Consider the following 18,659-nt stretch of genomic DNA (forward strand, 5'->3'; position numbering starts at 1 on the left):
TGATCCTGCCCGACCCTGGCGTTGTGGAGGACGTGCGAGCGCCCCCGACACGCCGAGCCGTCGAAGTCGGGTTGGGCTCTCGAGGCGCGTCACGACGTTTTTATAGCACGCGGATCGGAGCGCAAGGCCTTCAGAAATCCGGTCCGAACCAGGTGGGCCATCCCTTCCTGGTAGAGGAGCGTCCGGAAGAAGCCGGGATAGTGCTTGCAGACGAGCTCGGGGGAAAGTCCCGGCTTGGTGTCGACGAGATACGTCTCGGGGAGCAACTCGACGCCGTGAACCTGCGAGCACAGGGCGTGGATCGTCTGCTCGGTGACCCAACGGTTCTCGAACAGCTTCGGGTTCTCGAGCCAACGTTCGATGTCGTCGAAGTCGATCGAGTCGCGCTTGATCAGCGCCAGGCCGCTGTTGATGCGATCCGGGGGACGGATCCCAAACGCCTCGTCCAGCTCGTCGAGCTCCATGCTGTACCAGTAGTCGCAGTCGCGATTGTACCGGTTGACCGCGACGCCTCCCGGGGGGACCAGGAGGAGCTCAGGCTTTCGGAAGAAGACGATGTCCGAGTCGATGACCAGGAGGTACTCGGCCTCGGAGAAGGCGAAGAAATCGAAGAGCTTACGGGTGCTGACGTTCTTCAGGCGGTATTCAAGGCAGCGTTTGAGCCCGCGCCTGGTGAAGATGTCAACGACCTTGGCGTCGGCCTCGGCGGCTGGGACGAGGGTGGCGTCCGGGAAGTGGTGCCGCAAGACGTCGGCCTGGTGGGGGAGCAACCCGCCGTCGTGGATGAAGAGCGGGTAGTCGACCTCGGCGACGTGATAGAAGCTCTTCAGGGCCCAAATCAGGTTCATCCAGTCGCGCCGCCAGGTCAGCACGCGAATCTCGACCGGGCCGCCATGTCCGGTCCGCATTGGGGGGGTGCTGAGGATCCGCTTCTGGTACGACCTCCTGAGCCAGGCGTTCTTGTAGCCTTCCTGGCCCATCTCGCGGAACGCCAGCCAGGACGGGTGACGATGCAGCCAGCTCCGGAGTCGATTGATCATGGAGAAAATCTAGGTGACCTGAGCCCGGGGAATCTCACTTCAGCGGGACGCGATTATATCTTCCGCGCCTCGGATGATGAAACCGGTCGGTCGTCGGATCGAGAGACTCACGCGATCCGGGAGGCCCGACTCAGAGTTCCCAGAGCCGGCGCCCGCCCAGATACATCGTCAGCGAGCCGTCTTCGCTCACCTTGAGGACCGGCCCGTGATACGACGCGGCGATGGCGGCAAGCGTGCGCGCCCCTTCGATGGCGCGGGCGATCTTCAACGCCTCGGGGTCGATGCGGAGGATTGCCCCGAATGTGAGGAGCCGCCCGTCGAGGTCGGTGACCACCGCGCCATCGATGGCGGCGAGGGCCTCGAGCACCGAGCCGTCGATCTCGATGAGCGTCTGGCCCCGGACCACGTGGTGGAGCGACTGCTTCGCCAACCTGGGCGAGAGGTTGTCGGGATCTTGCGGGTCGTCCTCCGCAACCTCTCCCACGATCCGGTCGGCCGGGGCGATCAGCTTCGAGATCGACTCGGCCGGGTCCCGGAGCACGACGAAGAGGGCCCCTTTGCGGTCCTCGCTCAAGTTCATCGCGACCTGGAAGAGCCGCTCGGCGAGGTCGGTGGAGCATCCCTTGTCGACGGCCCGACACCAGGCCGAGTACTTCGCCGGGATGTCGAGCAGCCGCCAGCGGGCGTCGCTGAAGGCGAACGCCATGGTCCCCCGCGCGAAGACCTTGATCTCCTGGGAAGGGGTCAAGACCAAGCAGACATGATCACCGGACCTCGTCGCTTTGGCGTGGTTGACGTAGTTCCTCGGGCAGGGTTGCTCGAGCGGGACAGATCCCTGAGTCAGCTCGGCCCAACGCCCGATGTCGACCGATCGCATCAGGTCGCCTTGCTGATCGACCAGGAAGACCGTCCGGATGCCGTCACAGAGGCGGTGGAACCCCTTGATGGCGGTCAGCCGGATGTTGAACCGAGGGGCACCTTGCGGGTTGACCCAGCCTGGGGCGGAGGGATCGTTCGGCGTCCCGAGCAGGAGGGCCCCGATCGACACTCGGCGATTCTCATAGGTCGACAGCGCGGCGACGCGGAGCGCCTCGAGGGCCGGAGGGATCCGGAACGAGTCGTCCGTGTTCAGGTAGTCCGAGACGATCAGGTCTTCCTGGACGTAATGAAACCGCTCGAGACGATGGGCGACGTCGAGGTCGAAGAGGCTACGAAATCGGAGGTCGAGGGCGCAGAGGATGACCTCGATGAGTCGACGCTCGGCGGGGAGGAATGGCGAGGGGCTGCCGGGGAGGAACAGGTAACGGGTCCGAAACCAGTCGATCTGGACGCCGAGGCCATCGGGGTCATCTCGGACCCGATAGTGGTCCTCTTGCGGCGACCCGTCCCAGTTGATGAAGCTTCGGTCGCTCTCCGCCTCGAGGACTCCGTCAGGGAAGAAGTGCTCCAAACCTCGTCTCAGGAGCGTCTGATAAAGCCCGACGACTTTCGAAATCGGCCCCGACGGCCGTTCGGCAGGGACGAATAGTTGCTGCTCGACCATACTACCCGACCCCCCGATGCCCACCGGATCATCGTTCGCGGGAAAGCCTGACGTCCTGAACAGCTCCATGCCGAGAGCCCTCGGAGACCACCTCGTCCCTCTGCCCCATTTTACCGACCCGGTAAACTCACGATCGGCGAGACGTCCTCAACCATTCGGGCCGGCGACCTCCTAGTCGAGCACGCGCCTGGCGACTCGGCGTTCTTCGACGGGCTTCTGGAAGCCATCGAACGGGAACGGTTCGATCTGCCGGACGCAACGGAAAAATCGGACGCGACGAACCGGGGCCCCCGCGCGTTCCACGTCGAAGGTGCCGAGCGGCTCGATCTTCGAGAAGAAGCGTTCGTAGCACCCCGGCTCGGCCAGCCGGTCATTGAACGAGACGAGGATCCCATCTTGCCCGATCCAATCCCGGGGCCGGCTCCAGTACGAAAAACTCCTCGCATCCCACGAGTTATAGCAAAGCACCGGGGTCTTCGACTGCCGAGTCTCGAACCCGAGATGCCCACTATAATACCAGGCGCTCGTGAACAGAAAGGTCCCAGGGCGGTCGAGCAAGCCTCGGCGTTCGAGTTCGCGACCGATCTGGTCCCAGCCATAGAGGTCGAGGGTCGGATCACGCGAGACCCTCAAGAGGCCGAGGGTCCCGTGGCCCCCGACCTGGAAGATCCCCAGGCGAGCCTGGGCCAGGACCAGGGTCGCGATCACCGGGGGGAGCGTGGCGATGAGGATCCACCTCGTCGAAAGCCGAGGCGAGCGCAGGCTCCAAACCTGGCCGAGCATCGGGAAGAGCGAGAGGAAGGCAACCAGAGTCCAGTGCGGCAGGAGCGGGCGTGTGCAGGCGACGGCGAGGAAAACGACGAGGGGGACGACCGCCTGGCAGTAGAGCAGTCGCTCCGCCGTTGGCCGAGACTCCCCGACCGGTTCGCGGAAGGATTTCCCCTTCCGGAACAGGATCAAGACGAGCGAGGCCCAAATCCAGGGGAGGAGGTAGACGACCGGCCCCAGGATCGCGGCGAGCAAGGTGTCCGGGCGGAAGGCGAGACCTCCGAGGGCTCGCCCTCCCTGGAAGGCAAAGGAGGCCCACCCGTGGATCGCATTCCAAAATAGCACCGGCGCAAACGCCAGTAGGCCCAGGACCATCGCCACGTAAGGCCCGGGCGTCCGCAGGATGCGGCGAGCCTGCGGTTCGACGACGAGATAGACGACCGTGCCGAGCGGGAGGAAGACCGCATGGTACTTGCTCAGCATCGCCCCGCCCCAGGCCAGGCCCACGGCGACCCAGGGGCTGTTCTTCGTCGGGTTCTCGAAGGCCCGGACCAGGGAATCCAAGGTCAACAGCCAGAAGAACAGCAGCGGACCGTCGGGCAGGGCGAAGCTCCCCGCCGCGACGCTGAGGTAGGCCGTGACATTCAACGCGAGCGCCGCGAGAAATCCGGCCCTCGGGCCGTAGATCCGAGAAGCTAGCGAAGCCATCAGCCAGGTCGAGCCGGCGAAGAGGAGGATGAACCCAAGCCGGAGGCTGAACGCGGAGACGACGCCCCCGCAAAGCGCAATGCCCAACCGTTCGACCAGGGCGAGCATCGGCGGGTGGTCGAAGTAGCTCCAATCCGGATGGACGGAGAAGAGATAGTGATACGCCTCGTCATTGCCGAGGCCCAGGCCGCTCGACCAGGCCATCCGGAACAGGGCGGAGATCACGATGAGAAGCCAGAGCGCCTGTCGGGATGTCATCCTTGACCTCGACATCGGGGGTCGAACCGGGTTTTGGCCGATATTAACCGATCTTGACCTTCTAGCGACGCCAATCTGCTTGAGCCCAGTACGAATCTTTGAAGATTCGCCGAGTGATCATCCGATCCCTAATGATAAGGATGGTCGCAACCTGGGCAACCGAGCTTGCCCACGACAGGGGCCTCTGCTAACATCCCGCGCCCCCGGTGAGGGAAGGACCCCTGCCCGTTTGGTTCGGAGCATTTCGAGATGAGCAACCGACGTGTCTGGATCCGCCGGGGCTTGTATTCCGGCCTGGGGATCCTGACGGCACAACAAATCTGGCGACATGGTCGCGACTACGTCTTCGCCGACCAGTTCGCCGTGGTCGAGCCGGGCAAGATCTATCGAGGCGCCTGGCAACAGCCCTGGCCGATGCGCAGGATCGTCCAACAGTACAAGATCAAGACGGTCCTGGCCCTCGCCCATCCCCCCGATCATCCCCTGGCCGTCCGCGAGAAGGAGATGGCCAAGGAGCTCGGGTACCGTTGGATTCACATCCCGATCGTCGACGAACGCGCCATGGGCGACTGGCGGGTGATCTCCGACCACCTCGAGCAGTCCGCCGCGGTCCTCGCCGACCCGAAGAACCACCCGGTGTACTTGCATTGCCACCACGGCATCAACCGGGCGTCGATGGTCCAGATCGCGTATCGCACGAAATACTGCGGCTGGACCCTCGAGATGGCCACGGACGAGATCTCGAGGACATTCGGCCTCGTGGAAGTCTCCCACGGCCCCGACTACCGACACATGGAGTCGTTCTACCAGGAACGCGTCCTCCCCTTCCGCCAAGGCGGGTCGAAAGCCATCCCCGCCACGGCCTCCCGCTCCGGCCCTGAGCCTACCTCTCGGTTCTAAGGCTGGATGCGATCGGGAACAAGAACGGGGAGGACTCACCACAAAGGCACAAAGAACACAAAGTCAAGACAAAAGAATCAATTTCTTTTTGTTTTTACCTTTGTGTTCTTTGTGCCTTTGTGGTGAGTCCTCCCTCGTTTCGGTCTCAGAGTTCGCCGACCGAGCGACGGAGCCGGAAGATGGCGAGGACGGAGTCGTAGTTGGCGTTATACAGGTTCGTGAAGCTCTGGACTCGCCGGTTCTCGGCGTCAAGGACCTCGGTATAAGTGCTCAAACCTTGCCGATAACGATCCGTGACGACCGTGATGTTCTCTTCCGATTGCGTGACGGCCTGGCGAGCGACCGGGATGCGGAGCCGGGTCTCCTGGACGTCCAGCCACCGTGAACGCACTTCGAGGGCGATGTCGGCGGCCAGGTCGTCGCGTCGCTTGAGCGTCGACGTCTCCTGGAGTCGCTGCGAGGCGGCTCGTCGGCGGGTGGTGCCGAAGTCGGAAATCGTCCAGTCGAGGTTGAACGTCGCCATGTAGAAGTTGTTCTTCGGCAGGACGTCGATCCCGAGATAGGCATAGCCCGTCTGCACCGACACCTGCGGACGGATCCCCGCCTGGGTCGCCTCGGCCTGGAAGGCGAGGGACCTGGCCTGCTCGCTCAGACCCGCCAGCTCGGGCCTTCCCCGCATCGCCCTCATCGAGAGCTCGCGGACTTCGTCCTCACCAGGTCCGGCCCCGGAGCCGGCTTCTGGCCCCCCCGTAATTCGGCCGAGTGGGCTGCTGGCCAAAGCCCCCAGATCCTTCGGGGCGCCGCTGGCCGTGAGATCTTCGAGGTCGACACCCTGCGAGAGCGGTCGGCAAAGGTATCGGTTGTAGGTCGACCAGGCGACCGCGAGGTTCCGACGAGCCTGAATCTCCGTGAGGCGGGCGTTCGAGAGCGAGACATCCGCCGCGAGTTCGTCGTTGCGAGTGACGAGGCCTTGCTCTCGACGATTCTTGACGTCCTTCGCGAACGCCGCCAACCTCGACACGTCGCTCTGCGCGACCTGGAGATTCCGCAAGGCGCGGAGGACTCCGACGTACGCCTCCGCGACGGTCAGCTTCAGGTCGAGCGCGGTCCGGAACTCCTCGGAGCGCTGGGCGTTGAACGTGGCCCTCGCCGCCTCGACGTTGGCCTGGAGACGGCCACCGCTGTAAATCGAGTAATTGAGCGTGGTGAGGCTGATCGGGAAATTGGTCTGATTCGACCCGGGGATCTTCGTGTTCGCAAGCCTCGCGGCCGCCGGGGTCGTGGCGCCCCCCGCACCCCCGCCGGTCGTCGCCCCCGTGGCCGTATTCCCGAACGCACCACCGAGGCCCACCGGGGGAACCACCATCGCGTCGAGGGTCGTGTTCCGGATCGTAGGGAGCCGCGCCGTCCTCGCCGCGCTATAGCTCAACGCCGTGGACTGGGTCTGGGATTGCTGCGACTGCAACCGGGCGTTCACGTTGAGCGCGATCGACCAGGCCTGATCGAGATTCTCCGCCCGAGCCGCCTGGCCACCCCAGGGCACCACGCCGACGACCACCATCGCGAGAAATGATCGATGCAACATCCGCATCGGAACGGCCCCTCCCTGGTCCGTTTGACACGCGCGAGTCCCACGCGTCGTCTCGTCGCCTCGGGCCCTCTCGGCCCGGTCGGCTCCTGGCCTCGGCAATCCCCGCGAATTCGGGGATACCCCGCAACCATCCCGTATGTCGAAAGAGCCGATCTTCGGAACCCGCCGCAGTGAAGACTTACCCGATCAGCGAAACGGCATATCCCCGCCCATTCGCGTCATCAGGCTTTGTCGGTCACCTCTCCCAGCGTGATCGTCCCCTAGAAATCCTAAGAGCCCTACAAAAGATCGGCGAAATACAAAGTCCTGCTAAATAGAAAGCGCCGCGGTGAAGGTGTTCAGCCACTCCCAAGAGAAACCCGGTCATGGAGAGAGGACCGGAGTTCGGAGCGGCGACCAATTTCCCTCGGTTCAATGGGTGCCCAGAGGCATCGCGGTCGGTCGCGGCGGCTCGATGTGGATGCGATGGCCGTCGTGGACGAACTCGCGAGGAGGCCCTTCCTCCGAATGTTCGCCTGGGGCGTCCCAGCGAATCATCCCGAGGTCTTCGACGAAGATCACATAAAGGACGGGGACGACGACGGTCGTCACCAGGGTCGCGACGAGCAGGCCGATGATCTGGACGTAGCACAAGGGCTCCCAGAGAGGCCCCCCTTTGACGACGAGCGGGATCAAGCCGCCGACGGTCGCGAGGACGGTGACGAGCACCGGCCTCAGGCGGACGAGTGCGGCGTCGATGACCGCCTGCCGCAAAGGTTCGCCTCGCTCGTGGGCCTCTTCGATGTATTCGAAGAGCACGATGATGTGACTGATGATGACCCCGATGAGCGAGGTCAGGCCCAGCATCGCGAAGAACCCGAGCGGGACGTCGAAGATCAGCAGCCCGATCAGGCCGCCGACCATGCCGAAAGGGACCGCCGCGAACACGACGAACGGCTTCGTGAGACTGTTGAACTGGAGCACGAGCGCCAGGTAGATCGCCAGGGTCGACGCGATGAGCGCCACGGCCATCGAGTTGAAGCCCTTTTCTTGCTCCTCCTTCTCTCCCCCGAACGTGTAGCGGTAGCCGGGAGGCCAGTCCTTGGAGGCGACCCGGAGCTTCTGGTCGAGGAATTCGACGAGACGGCTGGGCAGGACGCCGGGGACGGTGTCGCTCTTGATCGTCAGGCAGCGTTCGTTATCGCGGCGGAAGATCTTGGGCGAGATCATCTCCGCGCGGAACGAGCTGATCTGGTCGAGCGGCACCCGATCTCCGGTCCGCATGCTGAACGTGTTCAGGGTCTTCATGTCGTCGAGCCGGCTCCGCTCGTCGGGCCTGAGCTTCAGCGCGACGGGGATGAGTCGGTCGCGCTCTCGGATCTGGGTCGGCACATAGCCCGCGAGGCCGCCGTTCATCATGACGGCCACGTCCTGGTGGGTAATCCCCGCGAGATTCGCGCGATCCGGATCCACATTGAGGGCGATCTGCACCGACTCGGGATCCCAGTCGTCCTGGATGTCCATGCTCCCGGGGAATTCACGCATGAATCCCTTGATCTGTTCGCCCAGCTTCCGGATCGTCGCCAGTTCGGCCCCCTGGAGGCGGACCTGGACGGGGATCCCGATCGGAGGCCCGGTCTCGATCTGCTGGACAACGACTCGGGACGCCGGCAGCAAGGGGGGGAGCTCCCGCTTGAGGCGGACCGCGAGGGCCTCGGTCGCCCGAGAGTTCCGGGTGTGGACGAGGATCTGGGCATAGTTCGCCGCCGGCTGCTCGGGGACGATCGAGAGCCAGAACCTCGGGCCGCCGGCGCCGACGAACGTGGTATAGGCCTCGACCTCATCGCCCGCCAGGCGTTCGACCAGGCCGATCGTCGCCATCGCCTCGGCCTTGGTCTGGCGGATCGGCGTCCCTTCGGCGAGGAGGAGGTTGACGGTGAAGACTGTGTGCAAATCCTTCGGGAAGAAGTTGGTCCCGATCAGCGGCACGAGGCTGGCGGCCCCGGCGAAGATCACGAGGCACGAGGCGATCGCCGCCCACTTGTGCGCCAGGCAACGTTCGGAGAACCCGTAGTAGAGCCGGGCGAACCACGAGCCCTTGCCCCCCTCGTCCGAGCTCGACTCCATGCCGTGCTGCCCCCTGAGCAGGTAATAGCCCAGGAAGGGGATGAAGGTCATCGAGACCAGCCGGCTCGCGACGAGCGAGGCCGTCACCACGACGGGGAGCGAGTAGATGAACTCGCCGACCACCCCCGTGACCAGGAGGAGGGGCAGGAAGGCGCCGCAGTTGGTGATGGTCGCGAAGAGGATCGCCCTCGAGAGTTTTTGCGGCCCGAGCCAGGCCGCGACGTCGCGTCTGACCCCATGGGCGATCTCGCGGTTGATGGCGTCGCCGGCCACGACGGGGTCGTCGACCAGGAGGCCGAGCGCGATGATCAGGGCCGCGATCGAGATCTGCTGGAGGTCGATCCCGAGCAACGCGCAAAAGCCCAGGGTCATCGCGACCGTGACCGGGATCGAGATCGCGATCAGGAGCGCACTACGCCACTCCATGAACAGGAGGGACACAACCACCACGATCACGACGGCTTCGAAGAAGCAGTCCTTGAACTGCTCGATCTTGTGGTCCACGAGCGCGGGCTCGTTGCTGGTCCGTTCGATCTTGAGGTCATCGGGCAGGACACCCTTGAGCGAGGCGAGGGCCGCGTCAACGTCTCGGCTGAATTCCGAGATCTGGGTTCCCTTGATATGTCGGACCGCCAGGGTGATCGCCCGAGACGTCCAGGCCTGGCCCGTCGGTGCCTTCGACTCCTTGGATTTCGCGTCGGCGTGCCCCGACGGTTCGGTCGGCGTCGTCGTCGTCGAGGAAAGGTTGGTCGGCGGATGCGCCGGGTCGTATTTCAAGGTCCGGAAGTTGAGGAACCTCGGCGGGTCTTCATAGCCTCGGACGACCTCGACCAGGTCGCGGAGGTAAACCGGTGCGCCGCCTCGTGTGTCGATGACCAGGTCGCCGATCTCAGACTCGCGGAGGAACTTCCCGCTCGGCTTGACGACGAGGTTCTGCCGGGGGAGTTCGACGGTCCCGCCCGGTAGGTTGATGTTCCGGAAGCCGAGGGCCTGCGCCAGCGAGGTCGGCTCGAAACCCTGGGAGGCGAGCCGTCTGTTGCTGTAATAAAGATAGACCTCTTCGTCCTGTACGCCGATCTGTTCGATCTTGCCGACCTTGGGAGACTGCCGCAGTCGGTCCTGAATTCGATCCGCGAACCGGTGGAGTTCTTCGTACGAATAGCGCGCAACGCCGCCGGGTTCACGCTGACAGAGCCGCTTCATTTCGGCCGCGAGGCCCTTCAGATCGCCGATGAGCACGCCCGGCCAGACGTCGGGATGCCCCAATCCGGCCCCGATGGTGTCGGTCTGCCAGCGGGCAACCTCGACGCGAAGTCTCTTCTCGTCGCCGCCAGGCCTCAAGCGGAAGTCGACCGCACCGACGCCGGGCTGGGCGACGTACTGACCGTCCTCGGCGAGGCCCCGGTCGGCGAGATCCTGGAGGAGCAGCCTCCCCATCCGCTCGATCATCGCCGGGGAGACCGTCGAGGGGTGGACCAGCACGCCGGTGAAGCGACGGTCGCGGAGCGGTTCGGGGCGTTCGACGCGGACCTTCTCCACCTGCGTGCCGATGAGCTCGGCCCGACGATCGATCTCGAAGTCGGAGATCGGCGGGCTGCTGATCGTGAGCATGACGGCGACCGTGTCGCCGAAATCCTTGTCGAGCCTCGGCTTCACGGGCTCGCCGCCGATGGCCGGCAAGTCGGTCATCGACGCGAGCTTGTTGTCGAGGTCCTGCCAGACCGGCTCGGCGTTCTTGGTCGAGTCGAACAGGTCGACGAAGACGACCGACAGCCCTTGCCGGCTGATCGAGCGGACATGCTCGACGGCCGGGTTCTCGGTCATCTTCTTCTCGATCTTGCGGGTGACCTCCTGCTCGACCTCCTCGGCGTTCGCCCCGGGATAGAGCGTCTGCACGGCCCCGCTCCGGACCTGGATCAACGGATCCTGGCGCTGGGGCATCGAGAGATACGCATAGACACCCCAGAGGAGGGTGAACACGAGCAAGGTCCAGGCGATCGGCCGCTTGTAGACGAAATACTGCGAGGTCGTCATGGACGTCTCCACGGGCGGACGTCGCCCGTCATGTACGTGAACGTCTTCAATCGATCGGGGTCCGGCTCACTCGACGACTCGGACCGACTCGCCGTCGTGGAGGCGGTGGGTCCCGACCGCGACGACATGGTCGCCCGGCTTCACGCCCGCGGGGCCTCCGACGAGGATCGTGACGCGATTGTCGAGGACGCCGCCGATCTGGACCGGCACCTCGCGGATCGTGTTTCGGCCCGAGTCTTCGACGACCCGATAGACGGCGAACGTCCCGCCCGAGGGAGACGGCACGATCGCCGTCAACGGGAGCAGATAAGCCCTGGCCTCGTGCCGGAAGGTGACGTTGGCGACCATCCCGGGGCGAAGACCTCGGGGACGGTCGACGCGGACCTCGATCGGGTAGGTCCGCGATCCGGCGTCGGCGGTCGAGGCGATCTTGTGGATCACCCCCGCGAAATGCTCGCCCGGGATCGCGTCGGTGTTCACCTCGACCGACTGCCCGATCGCCAGGCGGTTGACCAACGAGTCGGGGATGTTGAACGCGATCACGACGCTGGAGACGTCGATGACCAGGAACGCCTTCTGATTCGCGGCGACGCGCTCGTTGTTCTCGATGTAACGCGCGGCGATCGTGCTCCTCGGGAACGGGACCGTGAGGTTGCAGTACTTGAGGTCGACCTCCGACTGCTCGAGCTCGATCCTGGCCGCGGCCACCTGACCCTTGGCGGCGGCCTCGGCGGCGACGGAGTTCCGATGCTTCGTGCGGGCCGAGTCGTGCTCGGCGACCGTCATCGAGCTCGTCTTCACGAGGTGCTCGGCGCGTCGGAGGTCGAGCTCGGCCTGCGCCTTCGAAGATTGGGCCTCGGCCAGGTGGGCCTCGGCCGTCGCCAACTGCTCGGCCGCCCGGCGTCGGCGACGCTCGTAATCGCCCTGATCCAGCCGGGCGATCGGGGTGTCCTTCGCGATCGTGTCCCCTTCGTGCAGGTTCCGGAGCCGTCCCCCTGGCCCCTTCATCTGCAAGAGCGACTCGACCGTCCCGCCGACGCGAAACGAGAGCTCAGCTTTCTGAAGCTCCTTGACCACCGCGCTGTAGCGGGTGCCCGACTCGACCACCTCATCGGCGATCTCGATCACTCGGATCGCGGTCACCGGTGCCTCGGCGACCGCGGAGGCCCTCGAAGCCGCCACCGAGGCCATCAACCAACGGCCGGTGACCGTCAGGGCAACCACGACGACGAGAACGAAGAAACCGAGCGCCGAGTTTCGACATTTCGTCAAAAATCGAGAAAAAAAAGAGGCCGGTTTAACCGGCTGTGACGCGCCGCCATTCATCGGAAAAGACCTCCCGGGAGATGCGTTCGAATGTCTTGGCGTAATCCCACTCCGTGTGGAGCGGCTTCCATCCGAGCCCATCCAAGTAGATCTGCATGTTGAGGCGGAGCGATTCGAGGGGTGCGGTGACGCCGTTCTGGTGGAGGAGGGGCCGGAAATTGACCATGACGAGATGGGTGCCGATCGACATCGTAAACATCGCGAAGACGACGTCGCTCGGCGAAAGGCCGGGCACAAGGGCGAGGTCGCCGAGAGAGACGGCCTCGTCGATGATGTCCCGGACGTACTGGAAACAGCGACACTCGAGGTTCTGCAATGCCCCCATCCTTTCGGTGGAGGCTCGCCCTTCGAGGTCGGCCAGCTTGATGATCAGCTCCGACCGGAAGTAGGACGGGTGGAGCCGGACAAACAGCTCGTCGGCCATCCCGAGCGCGGTGAGCCGCTCGCGCGGCCGGCCGTCGAAGTGGAGGGCCTTGTCGAACAGAACCGTCCGACGCTCCATGCTCTGCTGGGCCAGGGCCGCGACCAGGTCTTCCTTGGTGGAGAAGTGCTGGTAGATCGTCCCCTTGGAATACTCCGTCGCCTCGGCCAGGCGATCCATGCTGAGGCTGGGGTAGCCCTGCTCCACGAGCATCTTGCGTGCGACGTCGAGGAGCATCAGCTCGCGTTCACGTACCTCGCGTTGTTTCCGCGTCAGGGTCCCCATGACGGCAATTATTGACGAACCGTCGAAAATCGTCAAGGAGTCCATGTTCTTTCGATGAACGCTCTTGATTCGTGGGGGCGTTCTTTTACAATGTTCCGTCCGCTCGAGGACACCCGGAAGGGTCTGGGTCGTCTCAACAGCACAGGCAAGAACGCCCGGGGTCAAAGCCGGGGCTTGGGGGATCCCTCGATTGAACATTCGCCCCGCTCGCGTCGGTGATGTGCCGGTCATCCAGGAATTGATTCGCACTTTCGCTGATCGTAAGCTGATGATCCGTCGGTCGTTGGGTGAACTCTACGAATCGATTCGAGAGTTCCTCGTCGTGACCGACGACGACGGCCAGATCATCGGTTGTGTGGCCTTGCACGTGTTCTGGGAAGACCTGGCCGAGCTCAAATGCTTGGCGGTCGCCACACACGCCCAGGGCCGGGGAGTGGGCAGGATGCTGGTCGATGCCTGCTGGGAGGCGGCGAGGCAGTTGGAGATCAGGTCGGTCTTCACCTTGACCTACGTCGCCGACTTCTTCGAGAAATGCGACTACCACCGGATCGAGAAGGCGGATCTGCCGCACAAGATCTGGAATGAGTGCGTCCGTTGCCCCCTCTTCCCGAACTGCAACGAGATCGCGCTGATCCGGTCGGTGGCCCCGGAATGGCAGGCGGTGAACGGCCTGCTCGAGACGACGACGGCCTGACGGGGAGGCCGGACCACCTCGAGGCCGATCGACACCTTGCGGCTTTGCTTGGCCCGGGCGTTCCTCCGCCCGGGCGACTCGAGGCAACATGAAGACCGACACCAGTGGCGCCGGGCCCTCGACGTCTCGTGCGGAGTGGTCGCTCCGCGGTTGGGGGCTCGCGGTCGCGGCCGCCACCCTGGCGCTCATGATCGCGACCGAGCCCCACCTGGCGATGGTCTGGGACGAAGGGTACACCCTCGGCCGCGAGGCGAGGATCCGGAGTTGGTTCCAGGCCATCCGGGACCCGGCGGGCTTCGCCAAGGCCTGGCAACCGCCGAATCCGCAGACCGAGCTCGTCCAGCAGGACGGTACGAGGTTCCCTCTCCCCGATCAGATCAACACCCTCGGAAAACTCTTCAGCCCCGAAGTGCTCGCCTGGTTCTGGCCGTTCGCGCGTGCGGAGCCGCACGGCCATCCCCCCTTCTACGCGATCGAGGGATTACTCGGGGACATCGTCGTCCCGTCCTGGGAAGAACTCCCCCGGGACCGCTTCGGCCCGATGTTCGCGTTCAGCCTGACGGCTGGGGTGCTTTGGGTATTCGTGGCGCGTCGCTGGGGGCGCTGGGCGGCGACCCTTTCGGCCGGGGCGTGGGTCTTCCAGCCGAACCTCTTCGCCAACGGGCATTACGCAACCCTGGATGCGTTACTCTCGTGTCTCTGGCTTTTGGCCCTGGTCGCGTTCGTGGGGGCCGTCACCACCAGGACCGGCGACGTGGTGAAGGGGGGATCTCCCCGCTGGGCGTGGGTCATCGTCTTCGGGATCCTCGTCGGCTGGGCGACGGACACGAAGCTGACCGGCTGGTTCCTCCCACTCCCGTTCTTCGTCTGGACCGCCCTCGAACGGAGCCGTCGCGGAATCCTGACGCTCGTCGTCGGCGGGATCATCGCCGTGCTCACCCTTTATGCGTTCAATCCGGCGTGGTGGCTCGACCCCGTCGGCGGGGTGCAAAAGTTCCTGGTCTCGAACCTGACCCGGGCAGAGACGGTCCGCATCCCTGTTCTTTTCCTGAGTGATATCTACGACACTCCCAGAGAGTCGCTCCCCTGGTACAACACGCTCGTCTGGACCGTCCTGGTGACGCCCGTGGGGTTCCTGGCCCTGGCCTTGCTCGGTGCCTGGCGAGTCGTCCGTCGACCGCGAATCGAGAGCGTCGGTCTCCTGGCCGTCGGGCACTGGGCGTTCCTGCTCACGCTTCGGGCCCTGCCCCACACGCCGGGTCATGACGGCGTCCGCCAGTTCCTCCCGGCGTTCGGGATCCTGGCGTTAGTCGCCGGCCTGGGGGCGGCGGTGGCGATCGAACGACTCGGCCGCTGGGGAAAGGTCGCCCTGGCCGCGGCAGTCTTCGAAGGGGCCGTGAGCGTTGCCTTGATGATGCCGGTCCCGCTCTCGTACTTCAGCCCGCTCGTGGGAGGGTTGCCGGGGGCCGCGCGGCTGGGGATGGAACCGACCTACTTCTGGGACGGGCTGACGGACGAGCCTCTCGGCTGGCTGAATCGCGAGACCAAGCCGGGAGAGAAGATCCTGTTCGCGACCAACCCCACGAATTGGCAGTACCTTCGCGATCACGGCCGGCTCAAGCACGAATTCAGGCCGGATCGGATCGGATTCCCGGCTTGGTACGTGATCCAGAACCGGCCCGGGGCTTTCCACGCGGTCGATCAGGCCCTGTTGACTCGAGCCACGCCAGCCTATGTATATAAGAAATTGGGTATCCCGCTGATCTGGGTCTTCCACTTCCGAGACTTCGAGACGCTGAGGGGAGCAGGCGGCATTGCTCAATAGCGGCGCAGTTTCTCCGAAGTCGCGCTGACCCCGGCAATCAACTTATCGAGCCTTGCGAGGTTCGCCGGGGTCGCGCCCTGGTCTTGCCAGAGGATCCGCCCCTCGCGATCGACGAGGATCAAGGTCGGGAAGGCCTGGATGTGGAGGGCGTGCTGGACGGGACAATCGCCATCCAGTCCGCTCAGCAGGACGGGGTAGTTGATCCCGAGCTTCTGGATCTCCTCCGCAACATGTCGCGAAGACTCCTGCGGGTTCCCCTTCTCGCAGGCGATCCCGACGACCTTGAACTTCTTCCCTCCCAGCCGCTTCTGGAGATCGACGAGGTGCGGCACGGACCGCAGGCAAGGCTGACACCAGGTGCCCCAGAAGTCGAGCAGGATCAGGTCGGCGTCGAGGTCCTTGAAACGCACCGGCCTGCCCTGGAGGTCGGGCAGGCGGAAATCGTTGATCCGACGATATTTGGAGTCGTAGTCACAGAACGACTTCCCCGTGTCAGGGCCCGGCGGTGCGGCCCTTGGCTTTGAGACGAAGCTGACCCGGGCCGCCTTCGGAGCTGCGCCTCGCGCGGAAGTCTGGGTCACGGGTGCGTCGGGGGCTTCGCTGGGGATCTCCACGGTCGCCATCGCCATCGTCAGGTCTTTCCAGGTCGCCCGTTTCTTGGGCTTCGACTCCGACTGGACCTCGGCTAGAGTCGCGAGCGGGGGCGCTTCCATCGCGGGGGGCAAAAGGGGAGCCGCCTCAGCCACCATTTCAGGTTGACCCGCCGGGTGGGAGGCCGGGGCCGAAGGCTCGACCAAGGCCGGAAGCCCCGTCGAGCCCTGGGCCACGGTCTCCGCCCCCCCGGCCGCCGATGCCGATACGGGCGACGACGCCATTCCCATCTCGTCTGGGATGTCGTTCAGGTCGGTGGTCGGCGCAGGGGCGGCCGCTGCAACCACACCAGCCGAGCCGGCAGCCAGGGCCATATCTTCGGGAATCTCGTCTCGAGACGCTTCGTGCGCCACGGGGCTGACCTCCGCCTCGGGAGCGGGTCCAGGCTCCGGTTCTCGCGAGGCGATGGCCTGCCCTTCCGGGAGTTGCATCGGTCGAGGATCGGGAGATGGCCGGGCGGAGGTGTGCTCGGCCTGTCCCGGCTCCAGCGCGGGAGGCAACGGGTTTGCCCCGTCATCCTCATCGGAGGCCGGCGCGACGGGCTCTCGGTTGGCCTTCGAGGCCGGACGCGACTTCGCCGACTCGGGTTCCGCGGGAAGTTCTTCCTCGCCCGACGCCTCGGATCCGGTGTCATCCGCGTTGGCCTTCTGCCACCCCGAGGTCTTGCCCGTTGAGCTCCGGCCGTTCGTCGACTTCCTGCGGACCGGCGCAGGCTCGACGTCGTCGGCCTCGTCCGCGGGCGCGACATCTTCGAGGTTAATGCTGGACTTCGACCCCTTCTTCGGAGCAGACCGATCTTCCTCCGCCTCGTCAATCGGCTCGCGTTCGGAGACGCGGTCGACGGTCTTGGCCCCTGCACCTCGGACGGGCCGACGGCCGACGGGAGCCGTCTCCATCGCCGCGAGTTGGATCTTTACATCCGTGTCGGGAGCATCGACCTCGCTCCGGCCGGACAGCCCCTCGTCCTCGTTCTCCGCGATCACGACGTACTTCGAGCCGGGGCGGACCCCCTTGAGGGTGAAGGCCCCGGTGCGGTCGGTCGTCGATCGGACCACCTTCCCACCCGGCGAGTTCCCGACAGCCAGCCGGACGTCAACGTTCGGGACCGGATCCCCATTCTCATCGTAAACACGCCCGGAGATCCGCCCCTCGGTCCTCCTGGGTCGGTCGGCCGCCGGTTGATCGGCCTCGACCCGTTCCCCGGCGTTGTCCGCGACCACGGGTTGCGTCTTGTCGCCGACGGACGTGATCGTCTGGTATTTCGAGGAAACGCCCTGGGTGCTGGCGCACCCGGCCAGGCAAAGCGGCATGATCAGGAGACGAGCCGTCACTCTCAAGGTGTGCATGGTGATTGTTCCTCCTCCTGACAACCGATCCGGCCCGGCGGACGGCCGACGACCTCGAAATCCCGAGTGGTGTCCGGGTCCGACCGGCACCACTTCGCGGACTTCGGTGTTCGGCTCGCCCTCTCCTCCCGACCGACGGCACCCCCTTTGAATTGAATGTGAATGCCGTAGTCCTCTCATCGACGACCTCGAAGAGGGACTTCAAACTTTCCCCGCGAGTCGACCATTTTTTTCTTCAAAGCGACCGGAATGCAGGCGGATCAATTCCAGGTTGAGACCTCGCGACGAGCCGCGCGGAGGAGGGTGTGGATCGGGTCGGCGTCGTCGGAGTCGGGACGGGCCTCGAGGTAGGATTGGAGGGGGGCGATCGCCTCGGCGGGGCGATCGAGTTGAAGGCAGAGCATCCCGAGATCACGAAGCTCCTTGGGCTCGTCCTTGCCCAGGGCGGCCAACCGCCTCTGGACGGGCAGGACCGTCGAGAACTCCTGGCTCCGGAGATAGATCGCCTTCAGATTGCGGAGCATTCGCAGGACGACCAACTCGAGGCTGCAAGGAGCGAACTGGTCGTCGGTCAGGAGCGCGGCCTCCCCGACGAGGTCGACGATTCGACGCTCGCACGCGTCACGGTCCAGGAGTTGACCGGAATGAAACGGGTCGATGAAGATGGTCGAGTCGGCGTGCCCGACCCTGAGCATAAAATGCGAAGGGAGGTTGACTCCCCCCAGCGAGACCCCCAGCCGCTCGGCCAACGTCCAGTAGAGGATGGAGAGCGAGATCGGGATCCCCGTCTTTCGATCCAGCACCTCGTTGAGGTAACTGTTCCGAGGGTCGTAGTAGTCGTCGCGGTTCCCCTGAAATCCTTCCTCGACGAACAAGACCCAGTTGATCTGCCCGAGCACGTGTCGGATCTTGGCGGAATTCGGGCATCGTTCGCGGACGCGAGACGCGAGGCCCTCGACCCGGAGCAGATACGACTCGATCTCGAGTTCGGGATAGGCGTCGCGGGCGATCTCGAGCGCCACTCGGATGAGGTCGGGTTGAGAATCCCGGGCGATCAGCTTCCGAAACTCCGGGCTGTCCGCAAACGGCAAACGCACGCGATGACCTCCGCGATCGACGCCCCGACGTTTCCACTCCTGGCAAAGATACGCGCGCCCACCGTC

General features: G+C 64.9%; 12 protein-coding genes. 3 read left to right on the plus strand and 9 right to left on the minus strand.

Translation table 11 applies throughout. The features are described from left to right. Positions 1 to 89 precede the first annotated feature (89 nt). From ACYOEI_RS26215 to ACYOEI_RS26225, 3 genes are all read right to left on the minus strand, one after another. Complete coding sequence (locus ACYOEI_RS26215) at positions 90 to 1,040, minus strand: hypothetical protein (RefSeq protein ID WP_462852591.1); 951 nt, start codon at positions 1,038 to 1,040, stop codon at positions 90 to 92. A 130-nt stretch (positions 1,041 to 1,170) separates the two neighbouring features. After that, positions 1,171 to 2,583, minus strand: coding sequence for a hypothetical protein (locus tag ACYOEI_RS26220; RefSeq protein WP_462852592.1), 1,413 nt, complete (start codon positions 2,581 to 2,583; stop codon positions 1,171 to 1,173). Between the two features lie 171 nt (positions 2,584 to 2,754). Then, complete coding sequence (locus ACYOEI_RS26225; protein ID WP_462852593.1) at positions 2,755 to 4,317, minus strand: glycosyltransferase family 39 protein; 1,563 nt, start codon at positions 4,315 to 4,317, stop codon at positions 2,755 to 2,757. A gap of 249 nt (positions 4,318 to 4,566) precedes the next feature. Here ACYOEI_RS26225 and ACYOEI_RS26230 point away from each other — a divergent pair, with 249 nt between their 5' ends. Then, on the plus strand, positions 4,567 to 5,217 hold the full coding sequence (locus ACYOEI_RS26230; RefSeq protein WP_462852594.1) for a dual specificity protein phosphatase family protein: 651 nt from the start codon (positions 4,567 to 4,569) through the stop codon (positions 5,215 to 5,217). A gap of 145 nt (positions 5,218 to 5,362) precedes the next feature. Here the strand turns inward: ACYOEI_RS26230 and ACYOEI_RS26235 are convergent, their stop codons facing one another. The 4 genes from ACYOEI_RS26235 to ACYOEI_RS26250 form a co-directional block, all read right to left on the minus strand. Continuing rightward, a complete protein-coding gene (locus ACYOEI_RS26235) occupies positions 5,363 to 6,808 on the minus strand; it encodes a TolC family protein (RefSeq protein WP_462852595.1) in 1,446 nt (481 codons plus the stop codon). Positions 6,809 to 7,219: 411 nt separating this feature from the next. Next, a complete protein-coding gene (locus ACYOEI_RS26240) occupies positions 7,220 to 10,948 on the minus strand; it encodes an efflux RND transporter permease subunit (protein ID WP_462852596.1) in 3,729 nt (1,242 codons plus the stop codon). A 66-nt stretch (positions 10,949 to 11,014) separates the two neighbouring features. After that, the gene (locus ACYOEI_RS26245; protein ID WP_462852597.1) at positions 11,015 to 12,220 is read right to left on the minus strand and encodes an efflux RND transporter periplasmic adaptor subunit; all 1,206 of its coding nucleotides are present in this window, start codon (positions 12,218 to 12,220) and stop codon (positions 11,015 to 11,017) included. Between the two features lie 25 nt (positions 12,221 to 12,245). After that, positions 12,246 to 13,025, minus strand: coding sequence for a TetR/AcrR family transcriptional regulator (locus ACYOEI_RS26250; protein WP_462852598.1), 780 nt, complete (start codon positions 13,023 to 13,025; stop codon positions 12,246 to 12,248). A 145-nt stretch (positions 13,026 to 13,170) separates the two neighbouring features. Between ACYOEI_RS26250 and ACYOEI_RS26255 the strand changes: the two genes are divergently transcribed. Continuing rightward, positions 13,171 to 13,674 carry an N-acetyltransferase gene (locus tag ACYOEI_RS26255; protein ID WP_462852599.1) on the plus strand — a complete coding sequence of 168 codons (504 nt, stop codon included), beginning with the start codon at positions 13,171 to 13,173 and terminating at the stop codon, positions 13,672 to 13,674. An 88-nt stretch (positions 13,675 to 13,762) separates the two neighbouring features. Next, positions 13,763 to 15,499: an ArnT family glycosyltransferase gene (locus tag ACYOEI_RS26260; RefSeq protein WP_462852600.1), complete on the plus strand. Its 1,737-nt coding sequence runs from the start codon at positions 13,763 to 13,765 to the stop codon at positions 15,497 to 15,499. On the opposite strand, the gene ACYOEI_RS26265 is transcribed toward ACYOEI_RS26260, so the two are convergent. Further along, positions 15,493 to 17,496, minus strand: a complete 2,004-nt coding sequence (locus ACYOEI_RS26265) for a redoxin family protein (RefSeq protein ID WP_462852601.1) — start codon at positions 17,494 to 17,496, stop codon at positions 15,493 to 15,495. The two genes, ACYOEI_RS26260 and ACYOEI_RS26265, sit on opposite strands and share 7 nt — an antisense overlap. A gap of 260 nt (positions 17,497 to 17,756) precedes the next feature. Continuing rightward, on the minus strand, positions 17,757 to 18,593 hold the full coding sequence (locus ACYOEI_RS26270; RefSeq protein ID WP_462852602.1) for a SirB1 family protein: 837 nt from the start codon (positions 18,591 to 18,593) through the stop codon (positions 17,757 to 17,759). Between the last annotated feature and the right edge of the window lie 66 nt (positions 18,594 to 18,659).

It is taken from the genome of Singulisphaera rosea, from assembly GCF_054877945.1.

What these genes read in the sequence shown, in the direction of transcription:
- ACYOEI_RS26215 (WP_462852591.1), bottom strand. Translation starts at nt 1,040, where the DNA reads ATGATCAATCGACTCCGGAGCTGGCTGCATCGTCACCCGTCCTGGCTG.
- ACYOEI_RS26220 (WP_462852592.1), bottom strand. Translation starts at nt 2,583, where the DNA reads ATGGTCGAGCAGCAACTATTCGTCCCTGCCGAACGGCCGTCGGGGCCG.
- ACYOEI_RS26225 (WP_462852593.1), bottom strand. Translation starts at nt 4,317, where the DNA reads ATGACATCCCGACAGGCGCTCTGGCTTCTCATCGTGATCTCCGCCCTG.
- ACYOEI_RS26230 (WP_462852594.1), top strand. Translation starts at nt 4,567, where the DNA reads ATGAGCAACCGACGTGTCTGGATCCGCCGGGGCTTGTATTCCGGCCTG.
- ACYOEI_RS26235 (WP_462852595.1), bottom strand. Translation starts at nt 6,808, where the DNA reads ATGCGGATGTTGCATCGATCATTTCTCGCGATGGTGGTCGTCGGCGTG.
- ACYOEI_RS26240 (WP_462852596.1), bottom strand. Translation starts at nt 10,948, where the DNA reads ATGACGACCTCGCAGTATTTCGTCTACAAGCGGCCGATCGCCTGGACC.
- ACYOEI_RS26250 (WP_462852598.1), bottom strand. Translation starts at nt 13,025, where the DNA reads ATGGACTCCTTGACGATTTTCGACGGTTCGTCAATAATTGCCGTCATG.
- ACYOEI_RS26260 (WP_462852600.1), top strand. Translation starts at nt 13,763, where the DNA reads ATGAAGACCGACACCAGTGGCGCCGGGCCCTCGACGTCTCGTGCGGAG.
- ACYOEI_RS26265 (WP_462852601.1), bottom strand. Translation starts at nt 17,496, where the DNA reads ATGCACACCTTGAGAGTGACGGCTCGTCTCCTGATCATGCCGCTTTGC.